General features: G+C 63.0%; 24 protein-coding genes. 11 read left to right on the plus strand and 13 right to left on the minus strand.

What is annotated here, in order from left to right:
• The first annotated feature begins 70 nt into the window (after nucleotides 1–70).
• On the plus strand, nucleotides 71–871 hold the full coding sequence (locus tag J5X93_RS24600; protein WP_090344339.1) for a phosphatase PAP2 family protein: 801 nt from the start codon (nucleotides 71–73) through the stop codon (nucleotides 869–871).
• 31 nt (nucleotides 872–902) lie between these two features.
• On the opposite strand, the gene J5X93_RS24605 is transcribed toward J5X93_RS24600, so the two are convergent.
• Nucleotides 903–1,304 carry an RNA-binding S4 domain-containing protein gene (locus J5X93_RS24605; protein ID WP_043208302.1) on the minus strand — a complete coding sequence of 134 codons (402 nt, stop codon included), beginning with the start codon at nucleotides 1,302–1,304 and terminating at the stop codon, nucleotides 903–905.
• Nucleotides 1,305–1,413: 109 nt separating this feature from the next.
• Between J5X93_RS24605 and rimB the strand changes: the two genes are divergently transcribed.
• Both rimB and rimK read left to right on the plus strand, forming a co-directional pair.
• The gene (gene rimB / locus J5X93_RS24610) at nucleotides 1,414–1,896 is read left to right on the plus strand and encodes a retropepsin-like aspartic endopeptidase RimB (protein WP_043208301.1); all 483 of its coding nucleotides are present in this window, start codon (nucleotides 1,414–1,416) and stop codon (nucleotides 1,894–1,896) included.
• Entirely contained in the window at nucleotides 1,893–2,798 is a 906-nt protein-coding gene (gene rimK, locus J5X93_RS24615; protein ID WP_043208300.1) for a 30S ribosomal protein S6--L-glutamate ligase, read from the plus strand. Before rimB ends, rimK begins: the two co-directional genes overlap by 4 nt.
• 31 nt (nucleotides 2,799–2,829) lie before the next feature.
• On the opposite strand, the gene J5X93_RS24620 is transcribed toward rimK, so the two are convergent.
• Together J5X93_RS24620 and ompR are read right to left on the minus strand one after the other, a co-directional pair.
• Nucleotides 2,830–4,143: an ATP-binding protein gene (locus tag J5X93_RS24620; protein WP_070572020.1), complete on the minus strand. Its 1,314-nt coding sequence runs from the start codon at nucleotides 4,141–4,143 to the stop codon at nucleotides 2,830–2,832.
• Nucleotides 4,144–4,266: 123 nt separating this feature from the next.
• Nucleotides 4,267–5,007: an osmolarity response regulator transcription factor OmpR gene (ompR, locus tag J5X93_RS24625; RefSeq protein WP_043208299.1), complete on the minus strand. Its 741-nt coding sequence runs from the start codon at nucleotides 5,005–5,007 to the stop codon at nucleotides 4,267–4,269.
• Between the two features lie 231 nt (nucleotides 5,008–5,238).
• Between ompR and J5X93_RS24630 the strand changes: the two genes are divergently transcribed.
• From J5X93_RS24630 to J5X93_RS24645, 4 genes are all read left to right on the plus strand, one after another.
• Nucleotides 5,239–7,560 carry a Tex family protein gene (locus J5X93_RS24630; RefSeq protein WP_043208296.1) on the plus strand — a complete coding sequence of 774 codons (2,322 nt, stop codon included), beginning with the start codon at nucleotides 5,239–5,241 and terminating at the stop codon, nucleotides 7,558–7,560.
• Complete coding sequence (locus J5X93_RS24635; protein ID WP_052352403.1) at nucleotides 7,560–7,943, plus strand: PaaI family thioesterase; 384 nt, start codon at nucleotides 7,560–7,562, stop codon at nucleotides 7,941–7,943. Before J5X93_RS24630 ends, J5X93_RS24635 begins: the two co-directional genes overlap by 1 nt.
• A gap of 274 nt (nucleotides 7,944–8,217) precedes the next feature.
• Nucleotides 8,218–9,795: a glutamate--cysteine ligase gene (gene gshA, locus J5X93_RS24640; protein ID WP_250034170.1), complete on the plus strand. Its 1,578-nt coding sequence runs from the start codon at nucleotides 8,218–8,220 to the stop codon at nucleotides 9,793–9,795.
• Nucleotides 9,795–10,421: a TetR/AcrR family transcriptional regulator gene (locus J5X93_RS24645; protein ID WP_250034172.1), complete on the plus strand. Its 627-nt coding sequence runs from the start codon at nucleotides 9,795–9,797 to the stop codon at nucleotides 10,419–10,421. Before gshA ends, J5X93_RS24645 begins: the two co-directional genes overlap by 1 nt.
• A 113-nt stretch (nucleotides 10,422–10,534) precedes the next feature.
• Here the strand turns inward: J5X93_RS24645 and J5X93_RS24650 are convergent, their stop codons facing one another.
• From J5X93_RS24650 to J5X93_RS24690, 9 genes are all read right to left on the minus strand, one after another.
• On the minus strand, nucleotides 10,535–10,750 hold the full coding sequence (locus tag J5X93_RS24650; RefSeq protein WP_003255829.1) for a TOBE domain-containing protein: 216 nt from the start codon (nucleotides 10,748–10,750) through the stop codon (nucleotides 10,535–10,537).
• A 31-nt stretch (nucleotides 10,751–10,781) separates the two neighbouring features.
• Nucleotides 10,782–11,594 carry an aliphatic sulfonates ABC transporter ATP-binding protein gene (gene ssuB, locus J5X93_RS24655; protein WP_090344330.1) on the minus strand — a complete coding sequence of 271 codons (813 nt, stop codon included), beginning with the start codon at nucleotides 11,592–11,594 and terminating at the stop codon, nucleotides 10,782–10,784.
• Nucleotides 11,591–12,385 (minus strand): aliphatic sulfonate ABC transporter permease SsuC, encoded by a 795-nt coding sequence (gene ssuC, locus J5X93_RS24660; RefSeq protein ID WP_043208290.1) that lies wholly within the window; start codon nucleotides 12,383–12,385, stop codon nucleotides 11,591–11,593. The genes ssuB and ssuC overlap by 4 nt, the downstream gene beginning before the upstream one ends.
• A gap of 10 nt (nucleotides 12,386–12,395) precedes the next feature.
• Nucleotides 12,396–13,544 (minus strand): FMNH2-dependent alkanesulfonate monooxygenase, encoded by a 1,149-nt coding sequence (gene ssuD, locus J5X93_RS24665; protein ID WP_043208289.1) that lies wholly within the window; start codon nucleotides 13,542–13,544, stop codon nucleotides 12,396–12,398.
• Nucleotides 13,545–13,603: 59 nt separating this feature from the next.
• A complete protein-coding gene (locus J5X93_RS24670) occupies nucleotides 13,604–14,569 on the minus strand; it encodes a sulfonate ABC transporter substrate-binding protein (protein WP_070572025.1) in 966 nt (321 codons plus the stop codon).
• Between the two features lie 92 nt (nucleotides 14,570–14,661).
• Nucleotides 14,662–15,255, minus strand: coding sequence for an NADPH-dependent FMN reductase (gene ssuE / locus J5X93_RS24675; RefSeq protein ID WP_070090814.1), 594 nt, complete (start codon nucleotides 15,253–15,255; stop codon nucleotides 14,662–14,664).
• Nucleotides 15,256–15,521: 266 nt separating this feature from the next.
• Nucleotides 15,522–15,776 carry a DUF3077 domain-containing protein gene (locus tag J5X93_RS24680; RefSeq protein WP_070090815.1) on the minus strand — a complete coding sequence of 85 codons (255 nt, stop codon included), beginning with the start codon at nucleotides 15,774–15,776 and terminating at the stop codon, nucleotides 15,522–15,524.
• A 443-nt stretch (nucleotides 15,777–16,219) separates the two neighbouring features.
• A complete protein-coding gene (locus J5X93_RS24685; RefSeq protein ID WP_043208283.1) occupies nucleotides 16,220–16,858 on the minus strand; it encodes a peroxiredoxin in 639 nt (212 codons plus the stop codon).
• A 162-nt stretch (nucleotides 16,859–17,020) separates the two neighbouring features.
• Nucleotides 17,021–18,337: an OprD family porin gene (locus tag J5X93_RS24690; protein ID WP_090344324.1), complete on the minus strand. Its 1,317-nt coding sequence runs from the start codon at nucleotides 18,335–18,337 to the stop codon at nucleotides 17,021–17,023.
• 497 nt (nucleotides 18,338–18,834) lie between these two features.
• Between J5X93_RS24690 and tauA the strand changes: the two genes are divergently transcribed.
• The 4 genes from tauA to tauD all read left to right on the plus strand — a co-directional run bounded on the left by tauA (nucleotide 18,835) and on the right by tauD (nucleotide 22,474).
• Complete coding sequence (gene tauA / locus J5X93_RS24695; RefSeq protein WP_250034175.1) at nucleotides 18,835–19,806, plus strand: taurine ABC transporter substrate-binding protein; 972 nt, start codon at nucleotides 18,835–18,837, stop codon at nucleotides 19,804–19,806.
• A 162-nt stretch (nucleotides 19,807–19,968) separates the two neighbouring features.
• Nucleotides 19,969–20,763, plus strand: coding sequence for a taurine ABC transporter ATP-binding subunit (tauB, locus tag J5X93_RS24700; RefSeq protein ID WP_043208280.1), 795 nt, complete (start codon nucleotides 19,969–19,971; stop codon nucleotides 20,761–20,763).
• Nucleotides 20,760–21,599: a taurine ABC transporter permease TauC gene (tauC, locus tag J5X93_RS24705; protein WP_090344319.1), complete on the plus strand. Its 840-nt coding sequence runs from the start codon at nucleotides 20,760–20,762 to the stop codon at nucleotides 21,597–21,599. The genes tauB and tauC overlap by 4 nt, the downstream gene beginning before the upstream one ends.
• Nucleotides 21,600–21,640: 41 nt before the next feature.
• Nucleotides 21,641–22,474 (plus strand): taurine dioxygenase, encoded by an 834-nt coding sequence (gene tauD / locus J5X93_RS24710; RefSeq protein ID WP_090344316.1) that lies wholly within the window; start codon nucleotides 21,641–21,643, stop codon nucleotides 22,472–22,474.
• A 74-nt stretch (nucleotides 22,475–22,548) separates the two neighbouring features.
• Here tauD and betT read toward each other — a convergent pair whose 3' ends face one another.
• Nucleotides 22,549–24,510 (minus strand): choline transporter BetT, encoded by a 1,962-nt coding sequence (betT, locus tag J5X93_RS24715; RefSeq protein ID WP_178113783.1) that lies wholly within the window; start codon nucleotides 24,508–24,510, stop codon nucleotides 22,549–22,551.
• Nucleotides 24,511–24,806 lie beyond the last annotated feature (296 nt).

Raw genomic sequence — 24,806 nt, forward strand, 5'->3', positions numbered from 1 at the left:
AGGGAATTACGACTCCCGTGGCAGAGCGTCCACGAGACGCTCTTAACCCCGTTGGTAATAGAGGTATTTTATGGACAATCGACCACTGTTCCAAGCAAGGTGGTCCTGGGGACCCCTCGTAGCCTGTACCCTGCTGCCTGTTGCTCTACTGTGTTTCTGGTTATGGCCTTTTGGCCAGATCCTGTGTCTGACTTTAGACGAGTGGCTGTTCCACAGCCTCAACGCGCCGTTGGCCGACAATACCCTCTGGCGATATGTCTGGACGATCGGCAGTCTGCGTCCTTTCGATATTGTCGTCGGCTTGATCTTGCTGGCCCTGCTGATCCGGGGCAATTGGGTGTTCAAGGCGACCCAGGTGCGCGAAGCCTTCTTCGGTTTTCTGGTAACGCTGCTCCTCTTAGTGGTGGTTCGCGTACTGTTTTCCAAGTGGGTAGCGATCATGGGCTGGCAACACAACAGCCCATCAATGGTCTTCGACAACGTAGTCCATCTGAGCGACTACTACCCGAATCTGGAAGCCAAGTGGGAACTGAAGGATCGCTCCAGCCAGAGTTTCCCTGGCGATCACGCTTCGGTGCTGTTGATCTGGGCGCTGTTCATGACCCTGTTCAGCCGCACCCTGCTGCAGCGGCTGGTGATCTGGGGCCTGGCATTGCTGTTCATGCTGCCGCGCCTGGTGGCAGGCGCCCATTGGGGGCAGGACGACTATATCGGCGGATTGCTGATGGCCGTGCTGGCCTTGGGCTGGAGCTGCTACACACCGCTGGCGGCAAAAGCCAGTGCGGTGTTACTGCGATGGACCGCCCCGTTGTTCAGCTGGCTGGCACGATTGCCGCTGGTGGGCAGGATGAGCGTCATTCGCACGGCCTGAATGGCCTTCGGGGCCGCGCTGCGGCCCCTACTCATTCATAACTGCCATGCAGCTGATGAATCTGGCGCCGCTGCTTCTTGGTCGGCCGCCCATCGGTGGTCACACCGAGCGCGCCAGCCTTGCGCATCTGGGCAGCCTGTTCACGACGCCGAACGCTTTCTTCGGTCTCTTCGTACAAGGCCTGCGCCTGCGGCGCTCCGCGACGTACATCCGACAAGGCCTTGACCACTACGGTACGTTCATCGAATCCGGTACGCAGCACGAATTCGTCACCTACCCGAGGCTCCTTGCCCGGCTTGCAGCGTTCTCCCCGGCAATGCACCTTGCCACTCTCAATGGCCGCCTTGGCCAGGGCCCGGGTCTTGTAGAACCGCGCCGCCCATAGCCATTTATCCAGGCGTACCTTGTCGTCTTCTTCCGCTTTGTGGGCCATCCCATTACCTCGAATTCTGTCTTTCACGGAACTGTACTACCGTAACTTGCGGATGCAAAAAGTCCGTGCCGTGCTTACAGTTCACCACCTCATTCGCAGGGCGTGTTTCGTGAAGACATTTGACCATCTGACTGTAATCGGCCTGCGCGAGTGGGTCGCCTTGCCCGACCTCGGCCTGGCGGGCCTGCGCGCCAAGATCGATACCGGCGCCAGCACCTCCAGCCTGCACGCCACGGACGTAGAACCGTTCGAGCGCGACGGCCAGTCCTGGGTGCGCTTCACCGCTCATCTGGGGTCAGTGGTGCAACTTCGCCACCGTCGCTGCGAAGCCCCGTTGGTCACGATGAAAACCATCAAGAGCTCCAACGGCCAAGCCCAGGTCCGCTATGTGATCCGTACGCCGCTGGCGTTGGGCGACCGGGTCTGGGAGGTGGAGTTCACCCTTGCCTGTCGCAAAAACATGCGCTATCGCCTGCTGCTCGGTTCCAAGGCGCTGATTCACGGCCAGCTGGTAGTCAATCCTGGCCTTAAGTACGTTCAGGACAAACCGGCCTTTCCGGCCACCCTTTCCCCTGTCACAGGTGCTGCATGAAGATCGCTGTGCTGTCGCGCAATCCGCGTCTGTATTCCACCCGCCGCCTGGTCGAAGCCGGTACCCAGCGTGGTCACGAGATGGTGGTGATCGATACCCTGCGCGCATACATGAACATCGCCAGCCACAAACCGCAGATCCACTATCGCGGCAAACCGCTGGAAGGTTTCGACGCAGTCATACCGCGCATCGGCGCGTCCGTCACCTTCTATGGCTGCGCGGTGCTGCGCCAGTTCGAGATGATGGGTGTCTATCCGCTCAACGAGTCGGTGGCCATCGCCCGCTCACGCGATAAGCTGCGCTCCCTGCAACTGCTGTCGCGTCGCGGAATCGGCCTGCCGATCACAGGTTTCGCTCATTCGCCGGATGACATCCCCGACCTGATCCAGATGGTCAACGGTGCCCCCTTGGTGATCAAGGTGCTCGAGGGCACCCAGGGCATCGGCGTGGTGCTGTGCGAAACCACCAAGGCCGCCGAATCGGTGATCGAGGCATTCATGGGCCTGAAGCAGAACATCATGGTCCAGGAATACATCAAGGAAGCGGGCGGTGCCGACATCCGCTGCTTCGTCGTCGGCGACAAGGTCATCGCGTCGATGAAGCGCCAGGCCAAGCCTGGCGAGTTCCGCTCCAACCTACACCGCGGCGGCGTCGCCAGCCTGATCAAGATCACCCCCGAAGAGCGCATGACCGCCATTCGTGCGGCCAAGGTCATGGGTTTGAGCGTGGCGGGGGTGGACATCCTGCGCTCCAATCACGGGCCACTGGTGATGGAGGTGAACTCCTCGCCGGGGCTCGAGGGGATCGAAGTCACCACCGGCAAGGACGTGGCCGGGATGATCATCGAACATCTGGAGAAGAACGGCGGGCCGAACCAGACACGAACCAAAGGCAAGGGCTGAGCCAACACAGCCGCGGAGCCATGACAGGGCATCAAACGGCGTTACGGGGCAACAGCAACCCCAATGGCAACCTTACCCGCGCTTCGATTCCGCCACCGGAACGATTGCGCAACTCGACATTGCCCCCGTGCTGGGCCGCGATCCGCTTGACGATCGCGAGCCCCAACCCGGTGCCCTTGCCGCCTCGGGCACGATCTCCGCGGATGAAGGGGTTGAAGATGGTCTCCAACTCCGACTCGTCTATCCCCGTCCCTCGGTCCAGTACGCTGAGCACCACATACGGCGCGCTCTGGTCACCCGACACGTACGCCGCCACTTCGACCCCTTTGCCCGCATGATGCAAGGCATTACCGATCAGGTTACCCAGCATGCGCTTGAGCGACACCCGACGCAGCGGGAACGGCGGAATCGGCTCCAGGCACAGGCGCACCCGCTCCTCCGGCTGGTTGTAAGGCGCCACGACTTCGCGAACCAGTGCGCCCAGATCGGCCACTTCGACCGGCTCGTCCCGACCATCGCGGATGAAGGCCAGGAACTGGTCGAGGATCGCATCCATATCCTCGATGTCGCGGACCATGTCATCGGTCAGCTCACTGTCGTTAGCCATCAATGACAACGACAGGCGCAGGCGGGTCAGGGGGGTGCGCAAGTCATGGGACACTCCCGCCAGCATCAGTTCACGCTCGCGTCCGGCCTGCTCGACGTCTTCGGCCATCTGGTTGAAGGCCCGGTACACCTCGGTCATCTCGCTTGGTGTGTCGCTGATCGGCAACCGCACGCTGCGCCCCTGGCCCAGCTGCCGGGCAGCGAACACCAATCGCTTGAGCGGCTGGTTGAGCTGGCGCACGAAGATCCACGCCGAAGCGGTGGACAACAAACCGATGGCCAGGAACCAGCCCAGCACGTTCCAGATCTTCTGCCCCCGCAGCGGGTGCGGATACAAGGGCACCTTCAACCAGCCGGGGCCCAGGCTCGGCGCGTTGACCCACAAGGCAGGCGGCGCGTGGATGCGCAACCGTACCTCGGTGTCATCGCCAAGTTCGGCCTGCATCTGGCGTTGGTAGATCTCGCTGTAGGGCCAATGCTGCTCACCCTCCGGCACACCGGAGCCGGTGACCCGGATCAACCCTGCCGCCTCGGCGATCTTGTCGCGGTTCTCCTCGTCGGCGGCCCAATAGGCGCGCAATGTCAGGGCCACGCCATGGCTGTACTGGCGATCGACCAGCACGTCCTCGTTCATCAGCAGGTACACCAGCGTCAAGGCCTTGGAGAACAGGACGACGATCAGCACCAGCCACAGGGTGCGGGCGAAGAAGCTTTGCGGGAACCAAAGAGGCGTTTTCATCTGGACAACTACTGCGCTGCGCTCACGGGCGGGGCTCGACAGGGTGCGGGCCTGATCCAGACGCAAACAGGGCGACCCCATCGGGTCGCCCTGGTGCGTGATGGCAAGCCTGCAGGCTCATGTTCATTTGCTGGCGTTTCCGTCCGGCACGAAGACGTAGCCTACACCCCACACGGTCTGGATATAGCGCGGTTTGGAAGGGTCCGGCTCGATCATGCGGCGCAGGCGCGAGATCTGCACATCGATGGACCGCTCCAACGCATCCCACTCGCGGCCGCGAGCCAGGTTCATGAGCTTGTCGCGGGTCAGCGGCTCGCGAGCGTGCATGACTAGCGCCTTGAGCACGGCGAACTCGCCGGTGGTCAGCATGTGCACTTCATCGCCACGCTTGAGCTCGCGAGTAGCCAGTGAAAGTTCGTAGTCGCCGAACGTGACGGTCTCGTCCTCGCTGCCAGGAGCACCTGGTACGCTCGGGGCCTGGCGACGCAACACGGCCTTGACTCGCGCCATCAGCTCGTCCGGGTTGAAAGGTTTGCCCAGGTAATCGTCGGCCCCCAGCTCCAGGCCCTTGATGCGACTGAGCTCGTCGCCCTTGGCGGTGAGCATGATGATCGGGATCTGGTTGTTGGCCTTGCGCAGGCGGTTGCAGGCAGAGAGGCCGTCCTCGCCGGGCAGCATCAGGTCGAGCACCACCAGGTTGAAGACCTCACGGGCCAGCAGGCGGTCCATCTGCTCGGTGTTGGGCACCGCGCGGGCACGATAGCCCTTGCTGGTGAAGAAACGTTCCAGCAGGCTGCTCAGCCCCGGATCGTCATCGACGATGAGAATCTTCTCGCCTTCAGCGGTATTTGCGGTGCTGGTCATGAATAACTCCTTTGGTATCGCCGCGCATTATGGCGTAGCCATGACAACGCGTGCCGTGTGCATTGTTAGCAGATTTTTCCCATGGCGCCACTTCCCGCCTGGCCGAGGCTGGCCCGGCGCTATCACCGCAAGCCCGGCACGATGGGTATAATGCGCCGCTTTCACCCTGCGCCGCCGGGCCTGAATGCCCCCTTGCGGCCTCCAGCATTCATTATTTGTCAGGTGGTTCTCATGGACAGCATCAACAGCCGTATCGCCGAGGAACTGGGCGTTCGCCCGCAGCAGGTCGAAGCGGCCGTGGCCCTGTTGGACGAAGGCTCGACGGTGCCTTTCATCGCCCGTTACCGAAAGGAAGTCACCGGCAGCCTGGATGACACCCAGCTGCGTCACCTGGAGGAGCGCCTGCGCTACCTGCGCGAACTCGACGAGCGCCGCGCCAGCATCCTGGCCAGCATCGAGGAGCAGGGCAAGCTGACCCCGGAGCTGGCCCGCGAGATCAAGCTGGCCGACACCAAGACCCGCCTTGAAGACCTCTACCTGCCCTATAAGCAAAAGCGCCGCACCAAGGGCCAGATCGCCCTGGAAGCCGGCCTGGGCGAACTGGCCGACGGTCTGCTCAACGACCCGCAACTGACCCCGGAAGCCGAAGCGGCGCGTTTCGTCGATGCCGACAAGGGCGTGGCCGACGTCAAGGCCGCCCTGGAAGGGGCCAAGTACATCCTCATGGAGCGCTTCGCCGAAGACGCCGCCCTGCTCGACAAGCTGCGCGTGTTCCTCAAGCAGGAAGCGGTGCTCAGCGCCCGAGTGGTCGCCGGCAAGGAAGAAGAAGGCGCCAAGTTCCGCGACTACTTCGCCCACGACGAACTGCTGCGCAGCGTGCCCTCGCACCGCGCCCTGGCGATCTTCCGCGGTCGCAACGAAGGCGTGCTGACCGCCTCGCTGAAGGTAGGCGAGGAACTGCCAGGCACACTGCACCCCTGCGAGCTGATGATCGGCAACCACTTTGGCCTGGAAAACCGCAACCGTCCGGCCGACAAGTGGCTGGCCGAAGTGGTGCGCTGGACCTGGAAGGTCAAGCTGTACACCCACCTGGAAACCGACTTGTTCGGCGAGCTGCGCGACAACGCCGAGAGCGAGGCGATCAACGTCTTCGCCCATAACCTGCACGATTTGCTGCTCGCTGCGCCCGCCGGTCCTCGCGCCACCCTGGGCTTCGACCCGGGCCTGCGTACCGGCTGCAAGGTCGCGGTGGTCGATGCCACCGGCAAGCTGCTCGACCACACCACGGTCTACCCTCACGCACCGAAGAATGACTGGGACCGCACCCTTTCCATTCTCGCCGCGCTGTGCGCCAAGCACTCGGTGGAGCTGATCGCCATCGGCAACGGTACCGCCAGCCGCGAGAGCGACAAGCTGATCATCGAGCTGGTCAAGAAATACCCCGCCCTGAAGATCACCAAGGTCATGGTCTCGGAGGCCGGCGCGTCGGTCTACTCCGCCTCTGAGCTGGCAGCCCGCGAGTTCCCGGACCTGGACGTCTCGATCCGTGGCGCGGTCTCCATCGCCCGACGCCTGCAGGACCCGCTGGCCGAACTGGTGAAGATCGACCCCAAATCCATCGGCGTCGGCCAGTACCAGCACGACGTCTCTCAGGTGAAGCTGGCGCGCGGCCTGGACGCGGTGGTCGAGGACTGCGTGAACGCCGTGGGCGTGGACGTCAACACCGCCTCCGTGGCCCTGCTGACCCGCATCTCCGGCCTGAATGCCACCCTGGCCCAGAACATCGTCGCCCATCGCGACGCCAACGGCCCGTTCACCACCCGTGCGGCGCTGAAGAAGGTCAGCCGCCTGGGCGAGAAGACCTTCGAACAAGCCGCAGGCTTCCTGCGGGTAATGAATGGCGACAACCCGCTAGACGCCTCGGCGGTGCACCCGGAAGCCTACCCGCTGGTACAGCGCATCGCCGCCGATACCGACCGCGACATCCGCTCGCTGATCGGCGACAGCGCATTCCTCAAGCGCCTGGACCCGAAGAAGTTCACCGACGAGACCTTCGGTCTGCCAACGGTCACCGACATTCTTCAGGAACTGGACAAGCCCGGTCGCGATCCACGCCCTGAGTTCAAGACCGCGACCTTCCAGGAAGGGGTCGAGGACCTCAAGGATCTGGAGCCCGGCATGATCCTCGAAGGTGTGGTGACCAACGTCACCAACTTCGGCGCCTTCGTCGACATCGGCGTGCACCAGGACGGCCTGGTGCACATCTCGGCGCTGTCGGAAAAGTTCGTCAAGGACCCGCGCGAGGCGGTCAAGGCCGGCGACGTGGTCAAGGTCAAGGTCATGGAAGTGGACATCCCGCGCAAGCGGGTCGGCCTGTCCATGCGCATGAGCGACACACCCGGCGAGAAGGTCGAAGGCAACCGTGGTGGCAATCGTGGCAATGGCGGCAACCGCCAGCAACAGGCACCGCGCCCGCGTGAAACCGCAGCCGCACCGGCCAACAACGCCATGGCCGCGCTGTTCGCCAACGCCAAGCAGTTGAAGAAGAAGTGATGCAGATCCCGGCCGAATACGTTGAAAGCGCCTTCAGCCAACTCCTGGGCTGCCGCCTGCAACGCCTGGAGACGGGCGTAGCCGAGGTGGCCCTGACGCTGGAGCCGCACTTACGCAACCGCGGCCAGAAGCTGCACGGCGGGGCGATCTTCAGCCTGGTGGACATCGCCATGGGCCTGGCCTGCTCGGCCAGCCATGGCTTCGATCAGCAGAGCGTGACGATCGAATGCAAGATCAACTACATGCGCGCAGTCAGTGACGGTGAAGTCGTGTGCACCGCCCAGGTGCTGCACGCCGGCCGCCGCACACTGGTGGTCGACGCCGACGTATTCCAGGGCGACAAGCGCGTGGCCAAGGCACAAGGAACCTTCGCGGTTCTCTAGCTCACCAAGGCTTATCTGCGGTATTTTCGGCGTTATCGAGTATCGGGGCCGCTGCGCGCCCCATTGCAGGCCTCGCCCGCGTCCTCAGGCTAAACATCAGGTCCTGGGGGTGATGGCGAGGCCTGCGATGGGCTGCGACGCGGCCGCAGTCGGCACTGGCACTGCTGAAAACCCAGACAAACCAGGCGACAACGCCAGTTCCTTTTCCAACTACCCTTGTAGACCGTCATCCCTACCCCCATATTGGGGCGACTGACGCGTGAAGGAATACATCTTGAGCGAACTCCTCAACCGCCGCCTGAGCCTGCTCGGCGCCAATCTCCCCCTGCTCAAGCAGTGCCTGCACGGTATTGAGCGCGAATGCCTGCGTGTGACCGACGAAGGTCGCCTGGCCCAAACGCCGCACCCGGAGGCCCTGGGTTCGGCGCTGACCAACGAGCAGATCACCACTGACTATTCCGAGTCGCTGCTGGAGTTCATCACCCCCGCCCTGGCGGACCCGGCCAAGGTGCTCGAGAGCCTCGACGAGATCCACCGCTTCGTCTATGCCAAGCTCGGCGACGAGTACCTGTGGAGCCCGTCCATGCCCTGCACGCTGCCGGCCGAGGAGGACATCCCGATCGCCGAGTACGGCACCTCCAACATCGGCAAGCTCAAGCATGTCTACCGCAAGGGCCTTGCCCTGCGCTACGGCCGCACCATGCAGTGCATCGCCGGCATCCATTACAACTTCTCCCTGCCCGAGGCGCTGTGGCCGCTGCTGCGCGCAGCCGAAGGCAGCGAGGAAAACGACCGCGACTATCAGTCGGCGGCGTACATCGCCCTGATCCGTAACTTCCGCCGCTACAGCTGGCTGTTGATGTACCTGTTCGGCGCATCGCCCGCCCTGGATAAAGGCTTCTTGCGTGGCCACCCGCATCAGCTCGAAGAGCTGGATGCCGAAACCCTGTACCTACCCTACGCCACCAGCCTGCGCATGAGCGACCTGGGCTACCAGAGCAATGCCCAGGCTGGCCTGACGCCTTGCTACAACAACCTGGCCAGCTACACCGACAGCCTGCGCAAGGCGGTCGGCACGCCCTACCCGCCCTATGTCGAGATCGGCACGCACAAGGATGGCGAGTGGGTCCAGCTGAACACCAACATCCTGCAGATCGAGAACGAGTACTACTCGAACATTCGCCCCAAGCGCGTCACCTATACCGGCGAACGTCCGATCCAGGCCCTGACCTCCCGCGGCGTGCAGTACGTCGAAGTGCGTTGCCTGGATATCAACCCGTTCCTGCCAGTGGGTATCGATCTTCCCCAGGCACGTTTCCTCGATGCCTTCCTGCTGTTCTGCGCCCTGGACGACAGCCCGCTGCTCGAAAGTGGCGAATGCGGCCAGTGCACCAACAACTTCCTCACCGTGGTCAAGGAAGGCCGCCGTCCGGGCCTCGAACTTCGTCGCAACGGCCAGCCCATCGGGCTGAAGGATTGGGCCAGCGAGCTGATCGCCCGTATCGCCCCACTGGCCGAACTGCTCGACCGTGCCCAGGGCGGCGAAGAACACGCCAACGCGTTGGCCGCACAGCAGGCCAAGGTCGACGATGCCTCCCTGACGCCGTCGGCCCAGGTGCTGGCGCGCATGGCCGAACACAACGAAACCTTTGTCCAGTTCTCCCTGCGTCAAAGCCGCCTGCATGCCGGAACCTTCCGCGAGCAACCGCTGAGCGTCGAGCGCCAGCAGGCCTTCGAGACCCTGGCGCGCGAGTCGCTGGCCGAGCAGTCGCGCCTGGAGCAGCAGGAAGTCGGTGACTTCGACCTGTTCGTGGGTGCCTATCAGGCCAGTATCCTGGCCATCAGCAACTGATGAGCCGCGCCACCAGCCCGCGCAAGCCACGCGCCAGCAGCCAGGCCAGGATCGACGCGATCCTCGCCGCGGCGCGCGGACTGTTGGCCGATCAAGGCGTGGCGGGCCTGTCGATCTACAGTGTGGCCGAGCGGGCACAGATCCCGCCGTCTTCGGTGTACCACTTCTTCGCCAGCGTACCGGCGCTGCTCGAAGCCTTGACCGCTGACGTGCATCTGGCGTTTCGCGAAGCCCTGAGCGCCCCTATCGATAGCAGCGCGTTCAGCACTTGGCACGACCTGTCACGGCTGATCGAGCAGCGCATGCTGGACATCTACAACGAAGATGCGGCCGCACGCCAACTGATCCTCGCCCAACATGGCCTGAGCGAAGTGGTGCAGGCCGACCGCCAGCACGACCTGGAGCTGGGCGAACTGATGCACAAGCTGTTCGACCAGCACTTCCAGTTACCGGCGATGCCCAGGGATGTGGATGTATTCGCCCTGGCCATGGAGCTGAGCGACCGGGTCTATGCGCGCTCGATGCAACTGCACGAACAGATCACCCCACGCATGGCCGAGGAAGGCAAGCGAGTGTTCGAGGCGTACCTGGGGCTGTACCTGCCGCCGTTCCTGCCCAAGCGCTGAACCACAGGACCGCTGCGGATCCTCTCACGACACAAGGCCACTGCTGCCGGGCATCGTGCACCCTGCAGGAGCGGCCTTGCGTCGCGCGAGGGGCGCACAGCGCCCCATCCCCCTTACAACTTGGCGATGGACACTTCGGTGGATTTGACGAAGGCGATCACTTCGCTGCCCACCTGCAGTTCCAGCTCACGCACGGAACGGGTGGTGATCACCGAGGTGACGATGCCAGAGGCGGTCTGTACGTCGATTTCCGAAAGCACCGGGCCTTCGAGGATTTCCTTCACGGTGCCTTTGAACTGGTTGCGAACGTTGATGGCTTTGATGGTCATGATGTGATTCCTTCTCTAGGGCTTCTTGGGTTCAGTGCGCCCAACGCAGCTGCGTGGGCAAAGGGGCTACAGGTTCCGGCTCGGGCGGCGTGCCCGGTACGGCGAGAACACGGTTGAGGACTTCGCTTTCCAGCGCCGCCAGGCGGTGCGATCCACGCGCTCGCGGACGCGACAGGTCGACACTCAGGTCCAGGCCGACGGCGCCGTCTTCAATGAGAATCACCCGATCTGCCACGGCGACGGCTTCGTTGACGTCGTGGGTAACCAGCAACACGGTGAAACCGTGCTGGTGCCACAGCCGTTCGATCAGTTGCTGCATCTCGATCCGGGTCAAGGCATCGAGCGCCCCCAGTGGCTCGTCCAACAGCAACAGGCGCGGTTTGTGAATCAGTGCCCGGGCCAGGGCCACACGTTGCTTCTGGCCGCCCGACAACGCCGCTGGCCAGTCATGGGCGCGCTCGGCCAGGCCGACCGCTTCCAAGGCTTGCAACGCATCGGCGCGCCAGTTGCCGGACAGCCCCAGGCCGACGTTGTCGATCACCTTCTTCCAGGGCAGCAGGCGCGCGTCCTGGAACATCAGCCGGGTTTCCTCGCGGGCTTGATCCAAGGGCGCGGCACCGGCGAGCAACTGGCCGGCGCTGGGCTGGTCGAGGCCCGCCAGCAGGCGCAGCAAGGTGCTCTTGCCGCAGCCACTGCGCCCCACGATAGCGACGAACTGGCCGGCCGGAATGTGCAGGTCGATGCCTCGCAGCACCTCGCGCTGGCCAAACGCCTTGCGCACGCCCTGAACAGCCAGGGGGATACCGCGCAGCAAGCGCGGCGGTTGTTCCTTGAGCACGGTCATGCGCCCTCCTTCTTCGCCGGTTGATAGGCCGGGTGCCAGCGCAGCCAGACACGCTCCAGGCCACGGGCGGCCAGGTCGGCAAGCTTGCCGAGCACGGCGTACAGGACGATGGCCAGGACCACCACATCGGTTTGCAGGAACTCACGGGCATTCATCGCCAAGTAACCGATACCGGCATTAGCCGAGATGGTCTCGGCGACGATCAGCGTCAACCACATGAAACCCAGGGCGAAGCGCACGCCCACCAAGATCGATGGCAGCGCGCCCGGCAGGATCACCTGGCGGAACAGGCCGAAGCCCGACAAGCCATAGCTGCGCGCCATCTCTACCAACGCCGGGTCGACGTTGCGGATGCCGTGGTAGGTGTTGAGGTAGATGGGGAACAGCGTCCCCAGCGCCACCAGGAAGATCTTGGCCGACTCATCGATGCCGAACCACAGGATCACCAGGGGAATCAGCGCCAGATGCGGCACGTTGCGGATCATCTGCACCGAGCTGTCGAGCAGACGCTCGCCCCAGTTCGACAGACCCGTGATGAAGCCCAGCACCAGGCCGATGCTGCCGCCGATCACAAAGCCCAAGGCCGCGCGCCAGCCGCTGATGGCCAGGTGCGTCCAGATCTCGCCGCTGCGCACCAACTCGACGCCGGCGCTGACCACCGCGCTCGGCGCCGGCAGGATGCGGGTCGACAGCCAGCCGCTGGCGACCGCCAACTGCCACACCGCCAACAGCAGCAGTGGTAAGGCCCAGGGTGCCAGGCGCTTCGACCAGGAAGAAGTTGCTCGACTCATGGCCAGGCCCTCAGCTCTGCGCCACGGACTTGGGCAGGATGTCGTTGGCGACCATCTCGCCGAACGGGCTCACGTAACCACCGCTCTTGGGCTGTTCGGGGCGCTGCACATCCAGGTGCGGGAACAGCAGCTCGGCGACCCGATACGACTCTTCCAGGTGCGGATACCCGGAGAAGATGAAGGTATCGATGCCCAGCGCGGCATATTCCTTGACCCGTGCGGCCACGGTCGGGCCATCGCCCACCAGCGCGGTACCGGCACCGCCGCGCACCAGACCGACGCCGGCCCACAGGTTGGGGCTGACCTCCAGCTTGTCGCGCTTGCCGCCGTGCAGGGCGGCCATACGCTGCTGGCCCACAGAATCGAAACGTGCCAGGGATGCCTGGGCACGGGCGATGGTGTCATCGTCCAGGTGCGAAATGAGCTTGTCGGCGGCCGCCCAGGCCTCTTCGTTGGTCTCGCGGACGATCACGTGCAGGCGGATGCCAAAGCGTACCTCGCGACCCTGCGCGGCAGCTTTCTCACGTACCTGAGCGATCTTTTCCGCCACCGCAGCCGGCGGCTCGCCCCAGGTCAGGTACAGCTCGACCTGTTCGGCAGCCAGGTCCTGGGCAGCGTCGGAGGATCCGCCGAAGTACAGCGGCGGACGCGGTTGCTGGATCGGCGGATAGAGCAGCTTGGCGCCTTTGACCTGGATGTGCTTGCCGTCGTAATCGACCACCTCACCCTCGAGCACCTTGCGCCAGATGCGGGTGAATTCCACGGAGGCTTCGTAGCGCTCCTGATGGTTCAAGTGCAGACCATCACCGGCCAGTTCTTCCGGGTCGCCGCCGGTCACCAGGTTGAACAGCGCGCGACCGTTGGACAGGCGATCCAGCGTCGCGGCCTGGCGTGCGGCCACGGTCGGCGAAATGATGCCTGGGCGCAGGGCCACCAGGAACTTCAGGCGCTGGGTCACCGGGATCAGCGAGGCGGCCACCAGCCAGGAGTCCTCGCAGGAACGCCCGGTGGGGATCAGTACGCCACCAAAGCCCAGGCGGTCAGCGGCCTGGGCGATCTGCTGCAGGTAACCATGGTCGACCGCACGGGCGCCGTCGTTGGTGCCCAGGTACTTGCCGTCACCGTGGGTCGGGAGGAACCAGAAAATGTTAAGGCTCATTGGAGTTGTCTCCTCAAGGGTGGCTCGGGCCGGGGGCAGCCCCGGCCGCAGCGAATCGATCAAGGCGCGGTGGCGACCTTGGCGGGGGGTGTCCAAATCACGTCCTTGATGCTCAAGGGCTTGGGAATAAGCTTCAGCGCCTGGAAGGTGTCGGCGATCTTCTGCTGGGCGGCGACCACCTCGGGCGTGAGCGGCTTGGCACCGAAGCCTTGGCGCTTGACGGACGTGAGGGTGATGTCGGCAGGCAGGCCGAGCAGCGGGGCGACCTGGTCGGTGACCTCCTGCGGGTTGGCCTGCGACCACTGGCCGATGGCACGCACCTCGTCGACCAAGGTCTGGATCACCGCCGGGTGTGAAGTGGCGTACTTGCGGGTGGCCAGGTAGAACTGATGGTTGTCGACCAAGCCCTTGCCGTCACGCAGGGTGCGGGCTTGCAGCTGCTGTTCGGCAGCGGCCTGGTACGGGTCCCAGATGACCCAGGCATCGACACTGCCACGCTCGAAGGCGGCGCGGGCGTCGGCCGGCGGCAGGTAGACCGGTTGGATGTCGCTGTACTTGAGGCCTGCGTCTTCCAGGGCGCGGACCAACAGGTAGTGGACGTTGGAGCCTTTGTTGAAGGCGACCTTCTTGCCTTTGAGGTCTTTCACCGACTGCACGGGCGAGCCCTTGGGCACGAGGATCGCCTCGCTGTGCGGTGCTGGCGGCTCGTAGGCCACGTAGAGCAGGTCGGCACCGGCGGCCTGGGCGAACACCGGCGGGGTCTCGCCGGTAACGCCGAAGTCGATGGAGCCGACGTTCAGCCCTTCGAGCAACTGAGGGCCGCCGGGGAATTCGGTCCACTGCACCTGGATGCCTTGCTCGGCCAAACGCTTCTCCAGCGACCCCTTGGCCTTGAGCAGCACCAGGGTGCCGTATTTCTGATAACCGATACGCAGGCTTTCTGCCTGGGCCTGGGTGATGGCGCCGAAGGACACAGCCGCCGCAAACAGGGCGACCAGACCACGACGCAAGAAGACTGTGCGCATGGCGCTCTCCTGTGCGAGTTGGGTTCGGGTTGCACCTGCTTGCCCGTTGGCGGGCGAGTAAGGTGGGAAAACGGTGAAGCGGTGATGCCGGCTCAGATGCTCCAGCGGGCAGTGAGCAGGCGTTCGTTGAGCACGCCCGGGGCCACGGGTTTGGGCCGTCGGGCCAAGGCGCTGTGGAACAGTTCCAGTGAATCCTCAAGCCGCGCCTCGAGTGCGGCGGCCAGTTGCGCGGGCTTGCCGTGCTCGCCGTAGGCGATCTGGCTGTCGTCGGCGAAGATCCCTTGCAGGGTCTCTTGCGCCTTGAGTGCCGACAGCACCGGCTTGAGGGCGTAATCCACCGCCAGCATGTGGGCGATGCTGCCGCCAGTGGCAATCGGCAAGACCACCTTGTGCTCCAGCGCGCGCTCAGGCAGCAGGTCGAGCAGGGTTTTCAGCGCACCGGCGAAAGACGCCTTGTACACCGGCGTGGCGACTACCAGGCCGTCGGCCTGGGCGACCAGTTGCTGAAAGTGCTGGACCTGTGGGCTGTCGAAGCGGGCGTGGAGCAAGTCCTCGGCCGGGAATTCGCGCACCTGGAAGGTCACCACCTCCACGCCACGATCCTGCAGCCACTGGCGCGAGCGCTCGAGCAGCACGCCGGAGCGTGAACGGGTACTGGGGCTACCACCGAGAGAAACAACCAGCATGAAAAACGCTTCCTTCGATTCGATTGCAGGGCCGCGAGGAGTTGGCCTCGCTGGAATGGAATCGACATTAACAGGCAGTCATATATATCTAGAAATCATATTTTTTCATTTGTTTATTCCATTTTGTCGATTCAGTGATTTCGCTGGGTACTCCTGTGGATGCGATGGGGAATGCACTGACGCATTCGCGGCTAAACCCGCTTCCACAGGGTGGGCGGTGATCCTTTTAGGCACGGGATTACCCGCGAAGAGGTGCCTCGGAGCAACTAATCACAGCCCCGATTCATCCCAACTTCCATATCGTCGATCAGTGCCTTGGCCATGGCACTGAGGATCCGGGCGGCGCTGCCTGACATCTGGTCGCCTTCCATCTCCGCCTCACAGGTCAGATGGCGGATGCACCCGAGCAACACGGAGAGTTCGTCGAAGGCTTGTTGGAAGGGGATGTCGGGTTGGATGCGGTACAAGTCCAGGCAGGTCTGGACGCCTGCGGTTTTCCATGTACTTGAGTTGTCGGTCATCGCTCAAAAATTCCTCATGTGGTGTTGGAACCACCACCCAGGTTCTTTCTCACGAGATCAAGGTGGCAGCCGTGCACAGGGTGAGAAACCGGGACACAAGGAAAACCCGGCCAGACCGAGGTCTGCCCGTACACGGCTGCCATAACGGAAATGCCGAAACCTTAGCTGTCTTCGGGTTCTCACACCCGGTCGCCAAACAGGACGACCCGACGACGTTATCCCTGGGGTGTGACCCCAACAATGCAGCGGCTTCCGGCAGGTGCGTAGGATAGGTCGTTACCTGCAAAGGCCTGAAGCGCTTGGCTTGAGGTTCGGAAATATCCGACACATTGGAGGTCGGCACGCTCCTACAGGGGACACCACTAATCTCCGCGCATAAAAAAGGGCCGTCGAAACGGCCCAAAGATCCCTGCTATGGCTAAGAGCAATGCAACGAGGATTCCTTAACGATTCGGTTGCGGGGTCAGGCGCAGATAGGGTTTGACCGCCCGGTACCCTTTGGGGAAGCGCTGTTTGATTTCATCTTCGTCTTTCAACGAAGGCACGATCACCACCTCGTCGCCATCCTGCCAGTTCGCTGGCGTGGCCACCTTGTGGTTGTCGGTCAGTTGCAGCGAGTCGATCACCCGCAGGATTTCGTTGAAGTTGCGCCCGGTGCTGGCCGGGTAAGTGATGGTCAGGCGCACCTTCTTGTTGGGGTCGATGACGAACAGCGAACGGACCGTCAGGGTGTCGCTGGCGTTGGGGTGGATCAGGTCGTACAGGTCGGACACCTTGCGATCGGCATCGGCGAGGATCGGGAAGTTGACCACGGTGTTCTGGGTCTCGTTGATGTCATCGATCCAGCGGGTGTGGGAGTCGACCGGGTCCACCGACAGGGCGATGGCCTTGACGCCGCGCTTGGCGAATTCGTCCTTGAGCTTGGCAGTCAGGCCCAGCTCGGTGGTGCATACCGGCGTGAAGTCGGCCGGGTGGGAGAACAGCACACCCCAGCTGTTGCCCAGCCATTCGTGGAAACGGATCTTGCCGGCGCTGGATTCCTGCTCGAAATCGGGGGCGATGTCACCGAGTTTGAGGCTCATGGGGGTGGGCTCCTGTGCTGTGTCTGGTCGATGGATTCAATGTGCCTGCATTCGATTAAAAACAAAAAGAATAAATATTGATTTATTTATAACCATTAGGCATTTCGAGTTACAGACATAAAAAAGCCTCGCGCTAGGCGAGGCTTTTTGTGCAGCTACGACTTACAGGAAGTTGTAAGTGTAGTTCACGATGAAGCGAGTCTGATCCTGGTCCTTCGCCGATCCCGAACCGGTGCCGCGGTAGACACCTTGGCGCAGGCTGAAGCCCAGACCTTTGAGGGTACCTTCCTGCAGCACGTAATCGATCCGTGCGTCACGCTCCCATTCACTGAAGGTGCCATGGCCATCGGAGCTGCGGCCATCCTCGCCACGCAAGTAGGCCACGGAAGCCTTCAGGCCCGGCACGCCCAGCCGCGCAAAGTCATAGGAATACTGACCGAAGGTAGTGTTCTCACCAGCCTTGGCGAACTGGTTGATCATGCTGTCGGTGAACAGATAGAAGCTCGACCCACCAGCACCTTCGTCGACCAGGCTGCCTTGGTTCAGCCATACGAAACCGCCATCGTCGCTGACCTGCTGATGACCGAGCATCAGAGAGTGGGCACCGAGGGTGTAGGTGAACATGGCGGACCAGGTCTTGTTATCAACCTCGCCAGGGTTCTTGGCGTAGCCGTTGTTGTTCTTGAACTCGTAACCCGCTTCGCCGTTGCGGCCATCCTTGCTGCTGTCGAAATAGCGCAGGTCGGTCTTAAACGACTGGTCATCAGCGATCTGGAACACGTGTGTCGCGCCCAGGAAGTGCTGTTTGTAGAAGTCTTCGAGGTTGGAGTAGTAATACTGCAGGGTCAGGTCTTTGGTGACCTTCCAGTCAGCACCGGCGTAACGGAACTTGTTGCTTTCCTGGGTAGCACCCTGGACAGAGAGACCTGTACGGTTGCTGGAAGCACGGCCCATCGCATGGGTCAGTTGACCTGCGTTGATGGTCAGGTTGTCGATTTCCTTCGAGGTGATGGTGCCACCCTCGAAGGTCTGCGGCAGCAGACGGCCATCGTTGGAGACAAGGATCGGCAGGTTCGGTGCCAGGGCGCTACCGAAGTGCGCTTCGGTCTTGGAGAACCGTGCTTTCGCGTTACCCCCAATGCGTGCCCATTGGCCCACTGCGGAGCCGTCGCTGTCGCTTGGGAAGAAGCTGCTGGTATCCGGGTGATGCCCCTTGCCACCATCCAGATGGATACCCCACAGGGCCTGAACATCAACACCGAAACCAACGGTGCCTTCGGTGAAACCGGACAAGTAGTCAAGCTTGAAGCCCTGACCCGATTCACGGTTGTCGCTCCCGCCAGGTTCACGGTTATCGTTATTGAAATACATGGTGCGCGAGCTCACAGACAGCTTGCTGTCTTCAACGAAACCGGCAGCGCCTGCTTGTTGGGCGAGAACCCCCAGTGCCACGGCCAGGGCCAGGCTGGACTTGTACATGTTTTGCTCCTCTACGTTCTAATTCTTGTGTATCTCAAGCGGCAGGATCTGTTGCCCCGCTCGCCATGGATTGGGCGATTTAGCACCAAACAGTGTCTGCGAAGTCAATCGTTACCAATCGTTTCGCGACTTTGGTCTAAGACGCCGCTTGCGCCACAGGATAATGACAATCCTATAAATCCAAAATGACTGTTTTATGACTTTTTAAGATTTTTAAGGAATATATTTGGAACCTTTACTCCCCTTCGTTGTATAAACCATATTTACTTATTCCTAATGGTTATTTGCAAACGTTTGCCCATAACTGACTTCACGTCCTCGCAAAACCGAAAAAGCGTAGCTGCCATTTCTGGCTTTGCCAGTGAAGCTGACCCTCCGATCAAGAAAACCAGCCATTGGCTCCTAAGCTAATTCTAAAAAGTTATTTATTTTTGATTTCTTAGATCACTTAGTCTCTCGTCAACCCAGCCCTGATTTGCCTGACGAGGAGCTCATCCATGATCCCGCACACTCCGTTGCGCCTGTTCGCCGCCCTGACCCTCGCCAGCGCCAGCTGGCTTGCCCAGGCCGCCGACTTGACCGTCGCCTACCAGACCACCGTCGACCCAGCCAAGGTCGCCCAAGTCGATGGCACCTATGAAAAAGCCAGCAAGGCCAGCATCGACTGGCGCAAATTCGACAATGGCGCCGACGTGATCACCGCCGTGGCCTCCGGCGATGTGCAGATCGGCTACCTGGGCTCCAGCCCCCTGGCTGCCGCGGCCACCCGCAAGCTGCCGGTGGAGACCTTCCTGATCGCCACCCAGATTGGCGCAGGCGAAGCGCTGGTCGCCCGCGACAGCATCAAGACGCCGCAGGATCTGGTCGGCAAGAAAGTCGCCGTGCCGTTCGTTTCCACCGGCCACTACAGCCTGCTGGCCGCCCTCAAGAACTGGAACATCGACCCGAGCAAGGTGCAGATCCTCAACCTCGCCCCTCCTGCGATCATCGCCGCCTGGAAGCGTGGCGACATCGATGCCACCTACGTCTGGGACCCCGCCCTGGGCGTGGCCAAGGAGACCGGCAAAGTACTGATCACCTCCGGCGAGTTGGCCAGCAAAGGCGCCCCGACCTTCGATGCGTGGATCGTGCGTAAAGACTTCGCCGCCAAGCACCCGGACATCGTCAAATCGTTCGCCAAGGTCACCCTCGACGCCTACGCCGACTACCGCAAGGACCCGAAAGCCTGGCTGGCCAATCCCGACAACGTCAGCAAGCTGGCCAAGCTGTCTGGCGCCAAGCCCACCGACATCCCGGTACTGCTGCAGGGCAACGTCTACCCGTTGGCCAGCGACCAGGCCAGCGTTTTGGGTGCTCCGACCACCCAGGCACTGACCGACACGGCCAACTTCCTCAAGCAACAGGGCAAGGTCGAGGCGGTGCTGCCGGACTACTCACCGTACGTCAGCGCCCAGTACCTGCCCAACTGATCCAAATGGGGGCCGCTCTCCCACGAGAGCAGCGCACTGCATGAGGGAGCGGGGTACCCGCGAATGTGCCAGTCAGTTCGAAACAGCATTCGCGGGCAACCCCGGTCCCACAAGACCGCGCAACGCCCCACCCTCGTACGACACGTCACGACGGAGCCTGCCATGGCCTTGCTCGAACTGGAGCGTATCAGCGCACAGTACCCCGGCACCGATGCCCCGGTGCTGACCGACATCAACCTGAGCCTGGGGCCACGCCAGTTGCTGGTGGCTCTGGGCCCCTCCGGCAGCGGCAAGACTTCGCTGCTCAACCTCATCGCCGGCTTCGTCGCCCCCAGCGCCGGTCGCATCACCCTCGACGGCAAGCCGGTCGAAGGCCCGGGTGCCGAGCGCGGCGTGGTGTTCCAGGATGACGCACTGCTGCCTTGGCAGAACGTCCTGGGCAACGTCGCCTTCGGCCTTGAGCTGGCAGGCGTCGCCCGCGCAGAACGCGAAGCCAAAGCCCGCGAAATGCTCGCGCTGGTCGACCTCGCGGGATTCGGCGACCGACGTATCTGGCAACTTTCCGGCGGGCAAAAGCAGCGCGTGGGCCTGGCCCGTGCGTTGGCCGCCGACCCGCGCGTGCTGCTGATGGACGAACCCTTCGGCGCCCTCGACGCCTTCACCCGTGAGCAGATGCAGGAGCTACTGCTGCAGGTCTGGCAGCGCACCGCCAAGCCGGTGTTCCTGATCACCCATGACATCGAGGAAGCCGTGTTCCTGGCCAGCGAGCTGGTGTTGCTGGCGCCCAATCCTGGACGGGTGGTCGAACGCCTGCACCTGGATTTCGGCCAACGCTACGCCGCGGGTGAATCGGCCCGGGCGATCAAGTCCGATCCACGTTTCATCGAGACCCGCGAGCACGTCCTGGCGCGGGTGTTCTCTCAACGCGAAGCCGCCCGTCGGCAGGAGTCCGCATGAGCAGCCTGGACCTGACGGCCGCCGACAAACCTGTCGCCCGGCCAACCCCAACCGCCAAGGTACGCCGCCCGTTGCCCACCCGCTGGATCAGCGCCCTGACCCTGGCCAGCCTGCTGCTGGCCTGGTGGCTGGTGACCGCCGCCGGCTGGATCGAGCCGCTGTTTTTGCCCTCGCCCGCCGATATCCTGGCCAAGGCCTGGACCTTGCTCACGCAGGGCTACATGGACGCCAGCCTCTGGCAGCACCTGGGTGCAAGCCTCGGACGAATCGGCCTGGCCCTGGTCGCCGCCGCCCTGACGGCCATCCCGGTGGGCCTGGCCATCGGCCACAACCGCGTCGCCCGCGGCATTCTCGACCCGCTGATCGAGTTCTATCGGCCGATCCCGCCGCTGGCCTACCTGCCGCTGATCGTGATCTGGTGTGGCATCGGCGAGCTGTCGAAGGTGCTGTTGATCTACCTCGCCATCTTCGCCCCGATCGCCATCGCCACCGCCACCGGCGTGCGCACGGTCGACCCGGCCAAGCTGCGCGCCGCCCAGTCCCTGGGCGCGACCAGGGCGCAGTTGATCCGTCATGTGATCCTGCCCAGTGCACTGCCCGACATCCTCACCGGCATTCGTATCGGCCTTGGGGTCGGCTGGTCGACCCTGGTGGCCGCCGAGCTGATCGCCGCCACCAGCGGCCTGGGCTTCATGGTGCAGTCGGCAGCGCAGTTTCTGGTCACCGACGTGGTGGTACTGGGGATCCTGCTGATCGCCCTGATCGCCTTCGCCCTTGAAATGGGCCTGCGCGCCCTGCAACGCAAGCTGGTGCCCTGGCACGGGCAAAGCCACTGATGAACACCTGCTCCGGCACAAAACATTCAAGCGAGACCGACATGAGCCTGACCATCACCCCCCTGAGCCCAGCGCTCGGCGCCCAGATCAGTGGCGTGGACCTCTCCTGCGATATCAGCGTCGAGCAACGCGATGCCATCGAGCAGGCCTTGCTCAAACACCAGGTGCTGTTCTTCCGAGACCAGCCCATCACCCCTGAGCAACAGGCCCGCTTCGCCGCCCGCTTCGGCGACCTGCACATCCACCCGATTTACCCCAACGTGCCGGATACCCCGCAGGTGCTGGTGCTCGACACTGCGGTCACCGACGTGCGCGACAATGCGGTCTGGCACACCGACGTGACGTTCCTGCCCACACCCGCCCTGGGCGCGGTGCTCAGCGCCAAGCAGTTACCCACCTTCGGCGGCGATACCCTGTGGGCCAGCGGCATCGCGGCCTTCGAGGCGCTATCGGCGCCGCTGCGGCAGTTGCTCGACGGCCTGACCGCCACCCACGACTTCACCAAGTCCTTCCCGCTAGAGCGCTTCGGCACCACGCCCGAAGACCTGGCGCGCTGGGAGACCACCCGGCGCAACAACCCGCCGCTGTCGCATCCGGTGGTGCGTACCCACCCGGTCAGCGGGCGCAAGGCGCTGTTCGTCAACGAAGGATTCACCACGCGGATCAACGAACTGAGCGAGCAGGAGAGCGAGGCGCTGCTCAAGCTGCTGTTCGCCCATGCGACCCGGCCCGAGTTCACGATCCGCTGGCGGTGGCAAGAGAACGACGTAGCGTTTTGGGACAACCGGGTGACCCAGCACTATGCGGTGGATGACTACCGGCCGAGCCGGCGGGTGATGCATCGGGCGACCATCCTGGGGGATGCGCCGTTCTGAAAGTCGCGGGTAAACCCGCTTCCACAGGGTTTGTAACGATCCTTGTGGGAACGGGTTTACCTGCAATGAAGCGGCTAGCGGACCAGATGCAGGAACTGCATGTGCCGCTGATACTGGTCGAGGATGTCGTTGATGATCTGCTCCTTGTTGTAGCCCACCAGGTCGTAGTTCTGGCTACCTTCGGACAGATGCACCTCGGCGCGGTAGTAACGGCGGTTCTTCAGCTCCTGGGTGCCCAACCCGGCCAAGGCGAACGACGGGGTGAAGTACCCGCGCATCTGCACTTGGTAGATGAACGGCTGCTCCTCGCCCAACCCGATCTTCAAGCTCACGTTGTCGTGGCTCGGGTCGTCCTGGGTGATCACGTTCAAGCCTTTCTGCACGAAGACTTCAGTCACCTCGCCAATGGCCGGGCGCACCACGTCGTCCATGAAGCGGTACACCTCATCGCGTGACGGGAAGTGCACCGCCTGGCTCAGGCGCTGGCGCCAGCCACCCCGGCCACGGCGCGACACGGCGAACGGTGCGAGCGAGTGCATCTGCGCGATCTGCCGCTGGGACTCCAGGTAGAACGCTTTGTGCAGCCCCCACATCATGCACAGCAGGATCAGCGAGAACGGCAGCGACGTCAGCACCACCGCCGACTTGAGCGAGTCGATGCTACCGGCGAACAGCAGGCTGCTGGTGATCAGCGCGGTCATGGCGCCCCAGAAGACGCGCAGCCAGTTCGGGCCATCCTCGTCAGCATCGCCGCCCTTGGCCGACAGCGTGGAGAGCACGACGGTGCCGGAATCCGCCGACGTGACGAAGAACACGAAGCTGATGAACACCGTCACCGCGATGACGGTCTTGCTCCACGGGTAGGTCTCCAGCAGCAGGTACAGGCTCATGGACGGGTTTTCCAGGGCCGATTGGCCCAGGGCGGTCATGCCGTGGTCGAGCACCTGGGTCATGGCGCTGTTGCCGAAGATAGACATCCACGCCAGGGTGAAGCCCAGCGGGATCAACAGCACGCCGAAGACGAACTCGCGGATGGTCCGGCCACGGGAAATACGCGCGATGAACAACCCCACGAACGGCGCCCAGGCGATCCACCAGGCCCAGTAGAACACGGTCCAGCCGCCCAGCCAGTCGCGGTTCTCGCCGTAGGCATAGACATCGAAGCTCTTGCGCGGCAAGGCGCCGAGGTAGTCGCCCAGGTTTTGGATCAACGTGTTGAACAGGTGCTGGGTGGGGCCTGCGAACAGCACGAACAGCAGCAGCGCACAGGCCAGGAACAGGTTGATGTCGCTCATCACCCGCACGCCCTTCTCCACCCCGGCGACCGCCACAGCCACCGCGGCGCCCATCATCAGGACGATGAGCGCGACTTGTATCCACTGGCTGTGGCTGATGTCGAACAGGTAATCCAGGCCCGCGTTCAGGTGCAGCACACCAAAGCCCATGTCGGCGCCCAAGCCGAACACCGTGGCGATGATGCCGAAGCCGTCGACGGCGTAGCCGATCGGCCCGTTGATGCGTTTACCGATCAATGGATACAGCGCCGAACGCAGCGCCAATGGCAGATTGTGGCGATAGGCGAAATACGCCAGGGCCATGCCGACGAAGGCGAACACGCCCCAGCCATGCAGGCCCCAGTGCAGGAACAGCAGCTCCATTGCCTGGCGCCCGGCCTCCACCGTGCCACCCTCGCCCTGGGGCGGTTGCAGCATGTGGGTGAGCGGTTCGGAGACGCAGAAGAAGAACAAGGTGATGCTGATGCCAGCGGCGAACAGCATGCCGGCCCAGGACAGGTAGCTGAACTCGGGCTCGTCATGGTCGGCACCGAGCTTGATCTTGCCGTAGCCCGACAAGGCGGTGACCACCACGAAGACCAGGTACAGAGTCATGGCCAGCATGTAGTACCAGCCGACCGTGTTGGCCGCCCAATTCTGCGCCGCGAGCAACCAGTCGCCCGCCGCTTTGGGGTTGGCGATGACCACCAGGCCGAAGATGAGGATGAAACTTGCCGCGAAGTAGAACACCGGAGGGTTCATGCGGATCTTGCCATTGGCAAGTGAGGGGGTAGGTGCACTCATTGGGCGCGCACCTCATGAAGCGTTGAAAGACTCGGATTGAACGGGTTCAGCAAAGGGGATCCTCCTGTTGAACACCGGCAATGGACCAGCGTTTTTACTTTGAACAAGCGTTCAAGTTAAACACGGATCGGCTTTCAACGCGACCTTGCCCGACCGCTGAACCGGTCATTTGCAGTGAATTCCGACACGTTCGCGGTTGAACCCGCGCCTACAAGTCCAGCTCGGTCCTGGCGTCAGCGCCGGACCTGTAGGCG

The sequence above is a fragment of the Pseudomonas sp. BYT-1 genome, assembly GCF_023611805.1.
GTDB lineage: Bacteria > Pseudomonadota > Gammaproteobacteria > Pseudomonadales > Pseudomonadaceae > Aquipseudomonas > Aquipseudomonas guariconensis.